This window comes from Nocardia nepalensis (assembly GCF_048910785.1).
Taxonomy (GTDB): domain Bacteria; phylum Actinomycetota; class Actinomycetes; order Mycobacteriales; family Mycobacteriaceae; genus Nocardia; species Nocardia nepalensis.
Genome location: NZ_JBKBET010000038.1, coordinates 443146 through 456313, shown reverse-complemented (window position 1 = coordinate 456313; position 13168 = coordinate 443146). Strand labels below are relative to the sequence as shown.

At 67.3% G+C, this 13168-nt stretch carries 12 protein-coding genes and 1 pseudogene; 4 read left to right on the top strand and 9 right to left on the bottom strand.

Features of this window, described 5'->3' with window-relative positions:
- Positions 1-159 precede the first annotated feature (159 nt).
- From ACHQ4I_RS36700 to ACHQ4I_RS36680, 5 genes are all read right to left on the bottom strand, one after another.
- A complete protein-coding gene (locus tag ACHQ4I_RS36700; protein WP_420776483.1) occupies positions 160-1437 on the bottom strand; it encodes a hypothetical protein in 1278 nt (425 codons plus the stop codon).
- The gene (locus ACHQ4I_RS36695) at positions 1434-1811 is read right to left on the bottom strand and encodes a hypothetical protein (protein WP_420776482.1); all 378 of its coding nucleotides are present in this window, start codon (positions 1809-1811) and stop codon (positions 1434-1436) included. Before ACHQ4I_RS36695 ends, ACHQ4I_RS36700 begins: the two co-directional genes overlap by 4 nt.
- A gap of 9 nt (positions 1812-1820) precedes the next feature.
- Positions 1821-2408 (bottom strand): DUF3558 domain-containing protein, encoded by a 588-nt coding sequence (locus ACHQ4I_RS36690; RefSeq protein ID WP_420776481.1) that lies wholly within the window; start codon positions 2406-2408, stop codon positions 1821-1823.
- Between the two features lie 160 nt (positions 2409-2568).
- Positions 2569-2787 carry a DUF397 domain-containing protein gene (locus ACHQ4I_RS36685; protein WP_420776480.1) on the bottom strand — a complete coding sequence of 73 codons (219 nt, stop codon included), beginning with the start codon at positions 2785-2787 and terminating at the stop codon, positions 2569-2571.
- Positions 2784-3665: a helix-turn-helix domain-containing protein gene (locus ACHQ4I_RS36680; protein WP_420776479.1), complete on the bottom strand. Its 882-nt coding sequence runs from the start codon at positions 3663-3665 to the stop codon at positions 2784-2786. The genes ACHQ4I_RS36685 and ACHQ4I_RS36680 overlap by 4 nt, the downstream gene beginning before the upstream one ends.
- Before the next feature lie 286 nt (positions 3666-3951).
- Here ACHQ4I_RS36680 and ACHQ4I_RS36675 point away from each other — a divergent pair, with 286 nt between their 5' ends.
- Positions 3952-4377: a DUF4254 domain-containing protein gene (locus ACHQ4I_RS36675; RefSeq protein WP_420776478.1), complete on the top strand. Its 426-nt coding sequence runs from the start codon at positions 3952-3954 to the stop codon at positions 4375-4377.
- A gap of 515 nt (positions 4378-4892) precedes the next feature.
- Here the strand turns inward: ACHQ4I_RS36675 and ACHQ4I_RS36670 are convergent.
- The gene (locus ACHQ4I_RS36670) at positions 4893-5159 is read right to left on the bottom strand and encodes a hypothetical protein (protein ID WP_420776477.1); all 267 of its coding nucleotides are present in this window, start codon (positions 5157-5159) and stop codon (positions 4893-4895) included.
- Between ACHQ4I_RS36670 and ACHQ4I_RS36665 the strand changes: the two genes are divergently transcribed.
- Entirely contained in the window at positions 5043-5354 is a 312-nt protein-coding gene (locus ACHQ4I_RS36665) for an Rv1535 domain-containing protein (protein ID WP_476445417.1), read from the top strand. The two genes, ACHQ4I_RS36670 and ACHQ4I_RS36665, sit on opposite strands and share 117 nt — an antisense overlap.
- Before the next feature lie 29 nt (positions 5355-5383).
- On the opposite strand, the pseudogene ACHQ4I_RS36660 reads toward ACHQ4I_RS36665, so the two are convergent.
- Both ACHQ4I_RS36660 and ACHQ4I_RS36655 read right to left on the bottom strand, forming a co-directional pair.
- Positions 5384-9658: pseudogene (locus ACHQ4I_RS36660) on the bottom strand (HAD-IC family P-type ATPase); the annotation flags it as partial.
- A 9-nt stretch (positions 9659-9667) separates the two neighbouring features.
- Positions 9668-10096, bottom strand: coding sequence for a hypothetical protein (locus ACHQ4I_RS36655; protein WP_420776476.1), 429 nt, complete (start codon positions 10094-10096; stop codon positions 9668-9670).
- 462 nt (positions 10097-10558) lie between these two features.
- Between ACHQ4I_RS36655 and ACHQ4I_RS36650 the strand changes: the two genes are divergently transcribed.
- Positions 10559-10777, top strand: coding sequence for a hypothetical protein (locus ACHQ4I_RS36650; RefSeq protein ID WP_420776475.1), 219 nt, complete (start codon positions 10559-10561; stop codon positions 10775-10777).
- A 191-nt stretch (positions 10778-10968) separates the two neighbouring features.
- Here the strand turns inward: ACHQ4I_RS36650 and ACHQ4I_RS36645 are convergent, their stop codons facing one another.
- The gene (locus ACHQ4I_RS36645; protein WP_420776474.1) at positions 10969-11460 is read right to left on the bottom strand and encodes an inorganic diphosphatase; all 492 of its coding nucleotides are present in this window, start codon (positions 11458-11460) and stop codon (positions 10969-10971) included.
- Between the two features lie 296 nt (positions 11461-11756).
- Here ACHQ4I_RS36645 and dacB point away from each other — a divergent pair, with 296 nt between their 5' ends.
- The gene (gene dacB / locus ACHQ4I_RS36640) at positions 11757-13163 is read left to right on the top strand and encodes a D-alanyl-D-alanine carboxypeptidase/D-alanyl-D-alanine endopeptidase (protein ID WP_420776640.1); all 1407 of its coding nucleotides are present in this window, start codon (positions 11757-11759) and stop codon (positions 13161-13163) included.
- Positions 13164-13168 lie beyond the last annotated feature (5 nt).

The window sequence follows — 13168 nt, the reverse complement described above, 5'->3', positions numbered from 1 at the left end:
GTGCTACCCACTCCGTCGGCTCCGCTGATCGGTCTCGCTCGAGCTGCTGGTGGACACGGATTTTCGCCGTGCATGTTGTTGCCCTGCGAATTCGTGGGTGGTGTGCGAATTGGCGTGCGGGGCTGAGGTATTGGTTGCGGGGATCGGGTGGGCACGGCACTAGTAGCGGGTTTCGGTGTCGTGGTCGGCGCCGATGACTGGGGGGACGGTTTTGGGTTGGGAGTTCAGGCCGGTGAGTTCTTGGCCGTGTTCTGCGGTGATGAGGTAGTCGGGGACGCCCTTTTTGCGTTCGTCGTCGGTGCCCTTGTTCTGGCCGGGGGCGCCCAGGCCGGACATGCCGGAGCGGCCCGTTGTTCCGGTGCTCTGGCGGGTGGTCGCGGCGGTTGTGGTTGTTGCGGTCGTGGGGGTGCCTGCGACGGTGCGGCCTGGGCTGCCCTGGGTGGTGCCGGGAGTGCCGGTGCCGGTCGGGCGGCCGGTGGCGGTTCCGATGCCGGGGGTGTTGAGGCTCGGGGTGGACGTGCTCGGTGTCGCGGCGGTGGTGGGGGAAGTGGATTGCGTTGTCGCGGTTGTGCTTTGGGGGGTCGTGCTGGCGGCGGTGGTGGCATCCGGTGACGTTGTCGACGGGGTCGTGGATTGTTCGGTGCCCGTCGGCTGAGCCGAACCCTGGCCCTGGTTGCCCGAGCCGTCCGAACCGTCGCCACCGGAACCCGAGGAACCGCCATCGGAACCCGAAGGTCCGTGTGTGCCACCGGGATCGCGTCCCGGTGCGACCGGGCCGGAGCCGTCGGTGATCGTCGGCGCGGTGGGCATGTAGGGAACGCCGACATCGGTCTGCCCGGCGACCTGGCCGTACACCGTGCGCAGGATTCTGCGCCCCTCCTGCTCGGCCTCGGTGCTGGTGTATTCGCCGGTCTTCATGACGCCGTCTTTGGGCAGCGTCTTCCCGGCGATATCCGGGCGTTCGGTCAGGCCTGGCATCAATGCCTGGGTCTGCTCCAGACCGGTCTTCATCTCGGAGAGCTTGAGGCTGGTCAGCGTGGCCGCCTGCGCCAGCGGAACGGACTTGTCGTAGTAGTTGTTCACTGCGGTGGTGGCTGCTTGCGCTGCAGCACCGGTCCATCCGGTGTGGCCGTTCTGGCCGGTGATGGTGCGACCGAATTCGCGCTTGAAGACCTCGAAGGTGCCGGTCAGGTCTGCGCCGATATTCGCCCACATGGTGACCGCATCATCGACGAGTTTCGGCTTCATCGCCGAGACGGCGGTCTGCATTTGCTCGAGGGTGAGGTGGTCGTAGCTGTCCGGCGTTGTGATGTGCGCTGGCTGTATCTCACCGTCGAAACCGTTGTAGCCCGACTCGGTTTTGTAGATCCAGTCGCGGTCTCGGTTCCATTGCTCCTGCGCCTCGATGACACGGCGCTGGTAGTCCTCGTAAGTCATTTTGGAGTCACCTGCACGAACTGGTTGGCGCGGTCTTGGTCTTGTGCGACGAAGTTCGCGATGGCCTGCGCCACAACCTGTTTCACGGTTTCGACCGACTCGATGTGCTGTTCGATCACGGTGTCCAGAGACCGGTCGGTTCCTGTAGCGGTCTCGGAGAACTTTTTCTGCAAGATCTGACCCGAATTGAATGTGCCGAACCCCGTGATCTGGCTGATCGCTTCGATCTTGCTGTAGACATTGCGAAGTCGCTCGAGGTGGTCGTCGCAGACCTTGTCCAACCCCTTCCCCACCTCGGGATCAAGCGAAAGCTCACCGGCGTTTGCCTTGTCGAGCAGTCGCTTCCATTCACTCGGATCAACACCGTTGATCATTCCCCCTCCTTAGCCCTTGGGCAGGTATTCGACCAAGGCGTCACTCAGTCGGCGCACCTCGCCGCACGGTTCACTTGCACCCTGCACGAGGTACCGGTTCACCACCAGGAAGTCGATCATGCCGTGCGGTACTTCTGCGCTGATGTAGCACTTGAGTTGGTGCTTGTCACCCACAACCCGGTATTGCAGCGCTCGGTGCGAGCCGACGGTTGTAGGTGTGAAACCCTCGCGGTCGCTTCGCTGTTGGACTTCCTCCAGCGTGTGGCTAGACGAGAAAACCGTGAAGTCGTATGTCTTTGCTCCCGCCTGCCAAGCGCAGACCTTCCAGCCTGTCGGGTCGACTCCGGCGACTGTGGTGTCCTTGCTTGCGGTGTTCAACCCGAGTGCGGAGATCGCGGAGTCGGGTATGTCGCAGGGGTTCCAGATCGCTGCTTCGGAATCCTTCGATGTAGTGGCTGCTGCCGTAGTGTGCGCCGACGCGTTCGTGCTGCTCGGTGTCGGCGCACTGTCCCCAGAGTTGCTATTGCAACCAACAAGCGTCAGCGCCACGCCCAGAAGTAAGGCCGCAGCAAGCGGTTTCCGTGCTGTTTTGGTCATCCGCGAACCCCTTCGCTGGCACCCGTGGTGAGGGGTCACGCGCATCCCCCGCTGCTCCGAACCCTACCGTCTGGAGCTAGAGACCGGCAATGAGATCAGGCTTGATCAGACACCAAAACCTCCCGCACTCACATCGTGCGGGAGGTCTCGTATCGATCACTCAGAACCGGTTGAACTTCCCATCGGCGACAGCGGTGGTGAAGGCATCCCACTCACCGCCACCGAACACCAGCGCCGGGCCGCCCGGATCCTTCGAATCCCGCACGCCGACGATGCCGCTGGGCAGGAACGCCACCTCGACGCAGTCTTTCGTCGCGGAACTCCGGGTGCTCTTGAACCAGCGAGCCTCGGATAGTTCGACGTCATGCTTGCCGGTCACGAGGCGTACTCCCTTGCTAGCTGCCGAAGCAGACTCCTGCTCGCTGTTTCATCCAACGCGGCGCGTTGGATGACGTGATGAGCCACATCGTAGCGCTGTACGTGATTGGGCGACTCCAAATATAAGTCCCCAGTGAAGTTTTCAAGATAGACAACCGGTGGCTCGATCTGCTTCTTGTTCTTGTCCAACCCGAAGTCGACGAGTGTGAACAGTCCGAGCGGGTCACCCAGAGGGATACCAGCGGAGAAGGGGAGCACTCGAAGCGTGATGTTCGACAGAGTCGACATGTCGGCCAGATGTCGCAGTTGTGCGCCCATGGCCCGACGGCCGCCGACCATCCGGCGCAACGCACACTCGAGGAGTACGGCATTCAATTCGACTGGTTGGCGCTTTCTGGTGAGGATCTTCTGACGGCGCTGTTTCACTTCAACCCGTCGTTCGATTTCCGCGCCGGAAATCCCGGGGAGTGCTGAGCGGAGAAGGGCCCGAGAGTAGTCCGCCGTCTGGAGCAGACCTAACACGACATCCGGCGCATACGAAGTCAACCGCCGTGCTGCCGTCTCCAACCCCACGTACACATCGAAGTCTTCAGGGATCAACTCCCCATACTCATGCCACCAACACTTCCCAGACGCCTGCTGCGCCAACCCCAACAACCCCGCCGTAACCACCTCTTCGGCGTCATACACCGCACACAGCTCTCGAATATCCAGCAGCCGTATCCGATTCGCCTGTCCGGTCTCCAACCGCTGCAAGGTCGTCTTACCGCGTTCGATCAACTGCGCCGCCTCGGGCATGGTCAGCCCGGACTGTAAGCGCAGGTCACGCAGATGCCGTCCCAGTTGTCGTCGCGGCACCGTACTTCCTGAATCCGTCATGGCCCCCTACCTCAGTTTTTCGGAAACGAATCCGCGGATGTACCGACCCGCGGACACGGAACTTGTCCTCGCCTTTCGGCGCGATTCGAATGCAGACCCCATGTAGACGCTGACTCCTCCGCCTGTCGCGTGCTGTGCTGTTGCCGCGCCCGGCCGGAGAGCCGTAGGAAACTCGAGAAACCTATTGGACCACAACGGATTGCCGCGTATCCGCAGTTTCGGCCGGGCGCTTCGAATTCACCGAGATGAGAGGCGATCGGATGGATTATCGGCCATACGGGCGACCTTGCTGATCGAACCGCTGCCGAGGAAGGGGGAGGTGTTGCGCGCCTGCCGCGGCGTCGAGCACGCCGCGCACCCGCTGCTGCGTGCCGTCTATGAACTCACCTGCCTGCACGAGAGTCGACTCGCCGACCACTGTCGGACCGATGACATCGATTGCCGGAGAGCGAAATTGGTGCGCCAGATCAATCATTGGGTACACGCTCACCTGCCGCCCGCACACGGCAGCGCCTCGGTGCACACCGAAACACTGGGCGCGGTGCTCGACCGCCTCGCCCAATACACCGCAACCGCCTACGCCGCCCTGGCCAGCGCCACGGACTACGACCTCGGCGACGCCTGGGAGGCGCTGGCCGAATTAGCCATCGGCTACGAGGATTTGGCGGACGAACTCGCCGCCGGCCGACGCCGCCTCCCCGGCGGCCCATAATCGTGCCCGCCACTCCGGTCGCCGCACTCTGAAAGGCTGTTGAGGAGTGTGCCTCGCCGTTCTCGGTCGCAGCACCCTGATGGGGCTCGGCTGTCACGCGCCGGATCAACGGCTACCCGGTCGTGCCCGATCCCCGCCACGTCGCTCGATGCCGACTGCGCGACACCTCGAGAGTGGCGGTGAACGTCGAGCGATAACGCATTCTCGGGCGGCGCTTCAGCCCGCGAATCGATCGACCAGACCCTCGATCCTCACCTGGAACGTCGGTGCGGGGCTCCATCGCCGATATCACCGTCCGGGTCCTGCGATGCATCCTCGCGCTCACCGCTTTCATCTGGCACAACGACCAGATCGGTGCACGGGTCCATCGGTCACTAATTGCCCGAGCCGGGTGTGGCGGACCGCCGCCGTGGCGGGGCTTTGCGGTCGGCCGCTGCAGTTAAGCCTCTTCGAGGCTTCGCTGGTGTGGCGGACCGCCGCCGTGCCGGGGTGGGGCTTGCGGTCGGCCGCGGCGGTCAAGCCTCTTCGAGGGCTTCGCCGACCTGGTGGGCGAAGCGATTGTGCTGATCCTGCACCAGCCAATGACCGGTCGCGAGGACCAGCGCAACGGGCCATTCGATGATTTCCGCCACGGCCAGCACGCCGAGTGCGCCGTAGTATGCCAAATGCTCGGGCGGGGGGAGGCGCACTCGACCGACGACCGGCAGATCCACCGCGAAACCCTGCGCAGCCACCACCCGATCGACGGCGCTTCGGTGGCTGGTATCCGATTTTTCGGCCATCTGTTGCCTCCCGGTCATGGTGTGTTCGAGAGTTCGATGCTTGACGTCCGCACCGTGTCTGGTGTGATGACAAATGGTGTAGGAGGAGTCGGCTCGGATCCGTTGGCGGGTGCGCTGACGCAGGTGCTGACCGTGCCGTTGCGCGAGTTGTATGCGGTGCTCTGGCGCCTCGGGGTCATCGAGATCGTCGACTGATCATCCGGCCGTTGATCCGCCGTCGGGAACAGACGCGGAGCAATGGCGGCGATGGCGGTCGCGACGGCGGCCGTAGACAACGCCTGACACCAGCCGACCGGACCCAGCGGCGTGCTGCCCAGCAGTTGGCTCACCCCCGGTGTACTGATCAGCACGCCGAGCGCCAACAGTGAGCCGGCCGCGGTGCAGACCACCATCGGGCTGTGCGAGTCGATGAGCGTCTGCCCCAACTGCGTCGAAACCAACGCCACCAGCGCGACCGTCGACGCCCGCCGCCGCCGACCCGTCAACCTCGCCAACACCCATGCGGCCATCGCGGCGGAGGCGGTCGTCGCACCGCGCACCGCCACCGTCCGCCACAGTGCGGCTCGATCGGGCCCCCGGCCGGTATAACGCAGCTCGGCACTGGGCGGGCTGATGGCAAGGGCCGCGGCCGGCAGCGCATCGGTGAGGATGTTGACCAGCAGCAATTGGCGGGTATTCAGCGGCGTTCGGCCGGTGAGCGCGGTGCCGGCGATCGCGAAAGCCACCTCGCCCGCGTTGCCACCGAGCAGCACGGCCACCGCCGACTGCACCCGCCGCCACAGCTGCCGGCCCTCGTCGAGGGCGTCCAGCAGCGAGCGGATCCGTCCGTCGAGCAGCATGACGTCCGCCGCGATGCGGGCCGGGTCGCTGCCATGCGCGGCCACGCCGATGCCGACGGTCGCGGTGCGGATGGCCGCCGCGTCGTTGGCGCCGTCGCCGACCATGGCGCACACGTGACCCAGTCGCTGGATCGTCTCGACGATCTGCACCTTGTGTTCGGGTGACATTCGGGCGAACACCCGCCGGCTCTGCACGGCCCGTTCCTGATCGCGCCGGGACAGTGCCTCCCATTCGGCACCGCTGATCACCTCATCGTCGTCGACGGGCATCCCTACCGCGGCGGCGACCGCGGTGGCCGTCACCGGGTGGTCACCGGTGATCAGACGCACCCCGATACCCCGGTCGGCCAACTCGGCCAGCACTTCGGTCGCGTCTGCGCGCGCGGTGTCCGACAGCCCCAACAATCCGGCGAACCGCAGTCCGCCACCGCACAATTCGGCGAAGACGTCGACGTCGTCACGTACCGATTGCACCTGCGCCGCCGAAAGCCGCCGGGTGGCGACGGCAATCACCCGCAGCCCCTCTGCGGCCATCTTGCGCACGTGCCGCTGCACCTCCTCGTCGGCGTCCGCACACGCCGCGAGCACCACCTCCGGCGCACCCTTGATCGACAACATCTCCCCGCCAACGGACGCCGAGAACGGGCGACCCGACCGGAACGGCAGATGCACCGCCGACCCGCCGCGGTCCAGGTGTCGTCCGGCCTCGGCGACCGCGCGATCGGTGGCATGTTCGTGCAGCTCGGCGTTGGCGAGCGGCATGGCCCGGACGGCGTGGGTGAGCACATCGTCGTCGGAGAGTCCGTTCGCGGCGTATACCGTGCTCACCCGCAGCCGGTTCTCGCTGAGCGTCCCGGTCTTGTCGAAGCACACCACGTCGACGCGGCCGAGCGCCTCGACCGATCGCGGACTGCGCACCAGCGCGCCCGCGCGGGTCAGCCGCCGCGCCGACGCCTGCTGAGCCAGCGTCGCGACCAGCGGCAGCCCCTCCGGAACGGCGGCCACGCTGACGGCCACACCGCCGCGGACGGCCTGCCGTAGACCGGTGTGCCGCAGCAGTCCGAGCGCGGTGACCACGCCCCCGCCGGCAAGGCTCAGCGGCCACGCCTTGTTCGTCAGATCCTTGAGCTGGGTCTGCAGGCCGGCTGCCGGGCCGTCCGCGGGCGGCGTCGCGGCGGTCCGGCGCGCCTGCGTCTGCTCACCGACGCCGGTCACAATCGCCACCGCGGTGCCCGCGACCACGGTCGTGGTGGCGAAAAGCATGCAGGCCCGCTCGGCGACCGGCGCGGATGGTGTGGCTTCGACTTGTTTGGCCACCGGCAGCGACTCCCCGGTCAATGACGACTCGTCGACTTCCACATCGAGGGCGTGGGTGAGCCGCGCGTCGGCGGGCACCACTTCACCCGGTCGCACCTCGATGACGTCTCCAGGGCGCAGGTCGGCGGCATGGACCGTCGTGTGGCGATCGGCGGCCACCAGCTTGCGGGCCGGTGGGTCCTGCGCGGCCAGCAGTCGCCGCAGCAGCCGTTCGGACCGGATCCGCTGGGTCGCCGCCAGGGCCGCGTTGCCGGCGAGTACCGACCCGACCAGGATCGCGTCGACGGGTGAGCCGAGCACCGCGCTGGCGGCCGATCCCACCGCCAGCACCGGGATCAACGGGTCGGACAGCTCGTCGCGCATCGCGCCCGCGAACTCCCCTACTGCCCGGCGTACCGGATCGATGACCGAGTGCGCGGGGCGGGCGACGGCCGCCAGCCGCGAGCGCTTGTGCGCCGGGGCGGGTTGCGGCGGCAGCATACGATGCACCCGTTCGACGGACATGGCGTGCCACTCGTGCACACTCGCGGCCGGCGGCGGTGGCGCCGTGAGCGCTGCGCGGGCGAGCCGGTATCCCGTCCATGTGCCGGCGGCGGCTCCGGCGGTGACCGGCCCCGAGCCGCGGCCCCGCACCCCGGGAATCATCAGCAGCGCACCCAAAAGCGAAGCGCCGGTCGCGATTTCGACGCCACGCTCACTGGCTCGGCGTGCCGCGGGCAGCGCGTGCACGATCCGCCACACGCTGTCCAGGTCGTCGACGAGCACGTCGGCGTGCCACGGCGGCGGCCCATGCGCGGTGATACCGATGGAGACGTCGGCGTCGGCCAGTGCCTGTGCCGCGGCACTCGACACCATCGCCACCGTGCGACCCTCCCGCTGCAACCGGTGCACCGTGTGGGCGAGCGCCGCGTCGAGGGATCCGTTCATCGGATCGAGGTCGTCGAAGGACGGGCGCAGGTCGTCGAGCGTTTCGACGTCGACCGACACCAGCGCGGCGCCGCTGCGGCGCACCTCGCCGAGCACCGCCGACGCCAGCGGATGATGGGCGTAGCGGACCAGCACCGAGCTGCGCCTGCCATCGCCGGACACCGACCGTGTCACCGGCTGCCACCCGGGTTGCAGTGCGCCGCAGTCCAATTGGTCCTGTGCCCACTGCCATACCGCAGCCCGTTCGTGCTCGGCCACGTCGCGAATGCGCGCAACCCGCAGTTCGTCGCAGCACAATGCCCGAGGGTCGAGCACCACGGCGTCGATCCGGTCGAGGCGCCGCAACGCCTGGGGCCGCAAGGGCAGCACGCCGTGCCGGTCGGACAGGCCGCGGGCGAGTGTCGCGGCGAACGACTCGCGGCTGGTGCGGGCCGCTTTGGGCGCGGCGACCCTGACGGAAGTGGCGGCGGTGGCGAGGCCGGCGCTGAGCAGGCCGATCGCCGGTGCGGCGGCCGCCTGCGCCAGTCCGCTGCGGTCACCATGGCGCTCAACGGGTCCCGGTGGCAGCGGCTCCGGTCGGTCAGCGGGCCGGACGCCGTCGACACATGTCGCGTGCGGCGCGAGTCCGGGTTCGCGGCGTTGCCAGATGGTGGCCGCGGCACGGGTCTCGGCGGCTCTCGCGAGGTGGATGAACATGTCGACGCCCAGTGACGCCGGTTCCTGGGTGACGGTGTACGCGGCGGCCGTGGCGAGCGCGATCGCGATATCAGCGGCGTTGGTGCCGAGGCGCTGTTCGACAGCGCGACGCAGCCGAGGCTGGTAATCGACCAGCGCGACAACGGCGTTGAGCCCTGCCGGCAGCCGCCGCAAACCGACCACCCGACCGGCCAGTGCGACACTCAGCCCGACGGCATTCACAGCCGCCGAGACCAAGTTGCCGGCCAGCACGATGCCGTCGGCGGGCAGGTCGATCGGCGGGTGAGCTGATTCGGGGCGCCGATTTTCGGCGGCGGCCACTACGTCGCACAGCTCGTCCACGGTCACCGTGTCGTCCACCTCGGCGATGACGCGCGAGAGCGGGTAGTTGAGGGTCGTCGAGATCACGCCGGGATGCGCGCGCAGGGCGGCGAGTACCGCGGGGCCCGCATCGTCGTCCGGCTCGCACTCGGACAGGCCGCGCACTTCGATCCAGCAGCGGTCCTCGCCGCGCCAATGGCGCCGGGCCGGCTGACCGCCGAGCAATTCCGACGCGACAGTGGTAATCGCCTCGACCACCCGGTCGACGGGCATCGTGCGCAGTGGCAGGGTCGCGAGGTCCACGCCCACCGCGGTGACGACCGCAGCGGACCGCACACCCATGTCGAGGGCGCGCAGGGGCAGTGACCCGGAGGTCCGTATCAGTCGGCTCAGGTCCATCGGCGATGGCTAACGCGTACTCGGCGTGCGTCGCGGCCGGGCCGCCCCTTTGTGCGCAGGCGTCCCAGCTTTGTCGCCTCGGTTGGGCTTTCGGTCGCCATCCGAGCGTGGCTCGAGGTGCGCGGGACGACCGCCGCCCTCGGGCGACGAGCGCCGGCTCGACCGCTGACTGATCTCCCGGACCACCAATGCGGCGCCTCCGACGCCCAGCAGCACCGGCCATTCCACCAGACCCGCGGCGCCGATCGCCGCCACGGTCAGCGCGGCCGCCGGTGTCGAGTGGCTACCGCTGCTCAGCCCGCTCTTCACGCCGGCCGCGGCGCCACGCACGCCGCCGATCACGCCGTTGACGGCGGCTCCGCCCACGGCCCCGGCCGCGGCCGTCGTCGCATCGGCCGTCCAGGTAATCACGTCCACCACGCCATTGGAAATGTTCATCGCCACTCCATCGCGTTCACCGTTTGGACATCAGCGAGCAAACTGCAGCTTACTCGGAATGGAGTCGAAACGATCAGTTTGTCGAACAAGTGCCCGCCAGCTTGCCTATCTTGTCTACGGCATGGCTGAGCAGGGCATATTCAAGCAAATTCAGATATTTTGCTACCTGATCGCGACCCCGAACTGCCGCTGGATGGACTAGTCTGCGGCCCGCCGCTCGACGATGCGGATTCGGCTGGACAATTTCTGGCAATCATTCAGATGTGAGGGCGGGATGGTCGCGGGGGAACCTGGATGTCCGCGGCGACAGGAGGCGCTGAACGGCGCCGAATGCTCGCAGGGTGGGGAAGGTGGTATTGCCCAAGGGGGCGATTCTTCGAGCCCTAGGGGTGGCTGTTCGGGGCGCGAATCGTCCTTACCGTAAACGAGGTAATCATCAACATCGCTTTCAGGAGCAGTGAAATGCGAATCAAGTCCTTCATCGCTGCCGGCCTTCTCGCCGCCGCCGCCGTCGCTGGGGTGTCGACGGCAGCCACCGCGTCGGCCGCAACTGGCTACTACTACGGCACCTACGCGACCTACACCGCGTGTGCCGCCGACGGCGCGTCGCCCGCGACCGGCGGCAACTACTGGGAGTGCGTCCAAACCTACAGCGGATGGGATCTCTACCTCTACTACTGAGTCGATCCGCCGATGACCGAAATCGGCGGCACCGCACCGTAATCGAAAGCGGGAAGTCCGAACGCACCGGACTTCCCGCTTTTCATTGCGCCCAGTGACGGCCTACCGGAACAAAAAAGCGGGAAGTCCGAACGTGCCGGACTTCCCGCTTTCGTTTCGGGCAGGCGAATCATGCACCAGCCCAACGAGGCTCAGTGGCCGCCGTTCTCCTGCAGCCGCTTGATCGAGGCCTGCACCTCGGCCTCGGCCTCGGCGCGACCGACCCACTCCGAGCCCTTGACGAACTTGCCGGGCTCCAGGTCCTTGTAGCGCTCGAAGAAGTGCTTGATCGCGGCCAACTCGAACTCCGGCACATCGGCCAGGTCCTGGATGTGATCCCAGCGCTTGTCGCCCGCGGGCACGCACAGGACCTTGTCGTCGCCGCCCTTCTCGTCGACCATCTTGTACATCGCGACCGGACGCACCTCGATCAGGCAGCCGGGGAACACCGGCTCGGGCAGCAGGACCAGCGCGTCCAGCGGGTCGCCGTCCTCGCCCAGGGTGTTCTCGATGTAGCCGTAGTCGGCCGGGTAGACCATCGACGTGTAGAGGAACCGGTCCAGCCGGACCCGGCCGGTCTCGTGGTCGACCTCGTACTTGTTCCGAGAGCCCTTGGGGATCTCGATGGTGACGTCGAACTCCACGCCATCTCCTTACTCGGTGCTTCTGTGTGCCTGTCGCGATGTTCCTGGTGACCGGGGCGGTCGTCGGAACGCCGACTCGACAGGTGTTCGGGGGAACGGTGTCGGAACGAGGATAGTGTGGTCCGCGGGCACTTGGGTGCGGCAGGTGGGTGGCCTCGGCGACTGCTCGGGGTCGCGCGAGACGATACCGCTAGCGACTGTTCGCAGTTCGCTCGAAATGATCAGGAGACGGCGGGCACGTGGTGGGTGGCAGCAATAGGAATATCGGTGGCTTGGCCGCCAAGCGGCGCCGCAATATGTGGATCGGCGTCGTGGTCACGCTGGTGGTGCTGCTGGTTGCCGCGGGCGGCGTCCTTGTCGTGGTCAAACCGTGGACCGCGGAATTCCGGCACGGCGGGCTGAAGATCGCCGCGCCGCCCTCCCCGGTCAAATCATTTCCGCAGGTAGCGCCCGCACCGTCGAATGCTCCCGCGCCCACCGCGGCCGGTATCGCCGCCGCGCTCACGCAGGTGGTCGCCAATCCCGACCTCGGCGCGTTCGCCGGTGAGGTCACCGACGCCGATTCCGCGACCGTGCTGTGGAGCGCGGAATCCGATAAGCCGATGATCCCCTCCTCCACCGCCAAAACCCTCACCACCGCGGCCGCTCTGCTTACCTTGCCCGCAGACCACCGTGTGACCACCCGCGTCGTCACCGGATCCGGGCCCAATGAACTGGTGTTGGTCGGCGGCGGTGATCCGACGCTGACCGCGCAGCCCGATGGCAAGGGGTATTACCCGAACGGGCCGCGACTGTCGGATCTGGTGACCCAGATCAAGTCCTCCGGCCGCGCCGTCGACACCATCGTGGTCGACACCTCCGCATACTCCGGACCGCCCATGGCCCCCGGCTGGGATCCGGTCGATATCGGCGAGGGTTCCATCGCGCCGATGGACCCGGTGATGCTCGACGGCGGCCGCCTCGATCCGCTGGTGGAGTATTCGCCGCGCACCCCGACTCCGGCCCTGGCCACCGGGCAGCGCCTGGCCGCCGAACTCGGACTCGATCCCGCCAAGGTTCGGATCGGCACTGCCGTCGCCGGTGCGGCGGAGGTCGCGAGCGTGCAATCCGCGCCGCTGCGGGACCGGCTGCGCGACATGATGGTCCACTCCGACAACGTGCTCGCCGAGGCGATCGGCCGGGAGATCGCGGTCGCCAGCGGTAACGAGGCATCGTTCACCGGGGCCGTGGCCGCCCTCGAGGCCGCGCTCGGCAAGGCCGGATTCGATCTCACCGGCCTCTCGATGCGCGACAACAGCGGCCTGTCGACCGAGGACAGGGTGCCCGCCCGGCTGCTCGACAAGATCATCGCTACCGCCGCGAAGCCGACCGGCGCGAATGCCGTACAGCCGAGCAACACCAAGGCCAGGCCCGAAACCGACCGGGTCGCGGTCACTTTGGCGCCGCTGCTCGACGATCTGCCCGTCGCGGGCGCGACCGGGTCGCTGACCAGCCGGTATGTCACGCAGAACCGCGGCGGCGCGGGATGGGTGCGGGCCAAGACCGGAACTCTCTCGGTGGCGAGCACGTTGGTCGGTTATGTGCTGGACAGCGACGGGCGGGTATTGACCTTCGCGTTGATGTCGAACGATCGGCCACCGGAGCTCAGTCGGCCCGCATTGGACGCCATCGCCGGCACGCTGCGTAACTGTGGATGCTCGTGACGGGT

What these genes read in the sequence shown, in the direction of transcription:
- dacB (WP_420776640.1), top strand. Translation starts at nt 11,757, where the DNA reads ATGTGGATCGGCGTCGTGGTCACGCTGGTGGTGCTGCTGGTTGCCGCG.
- ACHQ4I_RS36690 (WP_420776481.1), bottom strand. Translation starts at nt 2,408, where the DNA reads ATGACCAAAACAGCACGGAAACCGCTTGCTGCGGCCTTACTTCTGGGC.
- ACHQ4I_RS36665 (WP_476445417.1), top strand. Translation starts at nt 5,043, where the DNA reads ATGCTCGGGCGGGGGGAGGCGCACTCGACCGACGACCGGCAGATCCAC.
- ACHQ4I_RS36700 (WP_420776483.1), bottom strand. Translation starts at nt 1,437, where the DNA reads ATGACTTACGAGGACTACCAGCGCCGTGTCATCGAGGCGCAGGAGCAA.
- ACHQ4I_RS36655 (WP_420776476.1), bottom strand. Translation starts at nt 10,096, where the DNA reads ATGAACATTTCCAATGGCGTGGTGGACGTGATTACCTGGACGGCCGAT.
- ACHQ4I_RS36680 (WP_420776479.1), bottom strand. Translation starts at nt 3,665, where the DNA reads ATGACGGATTCAGGAAGTACGGTGCCGCGACGACAACTGGGACGGCAT.
- ACHQ4I_RS36650 (WP_420776475.1), top strand. Translation starts at nt 10,559, where the DNA reads ATGCGAATCAAGTCCTTCATCGCTGCCGGCCTTCTCGCCGCCGCCGCC.
- ACHQ4I_RS36670 (WP_420776477.1), bottom strand. Translation starts at nt 5,159, where the DNA reads ATGGCCGAAAAATCGGATACCAGCCACCGAAGCGCCGTCGATCGGGTG.
- ACHQ4I_RS36695 (WP_420776482.1), bottom strand. Translation starts at nt 1,811, where the DNA reads ATGATCAACGGTGTTGATCCGAGTGAATGGAAGCGACTGCTCGACAAG.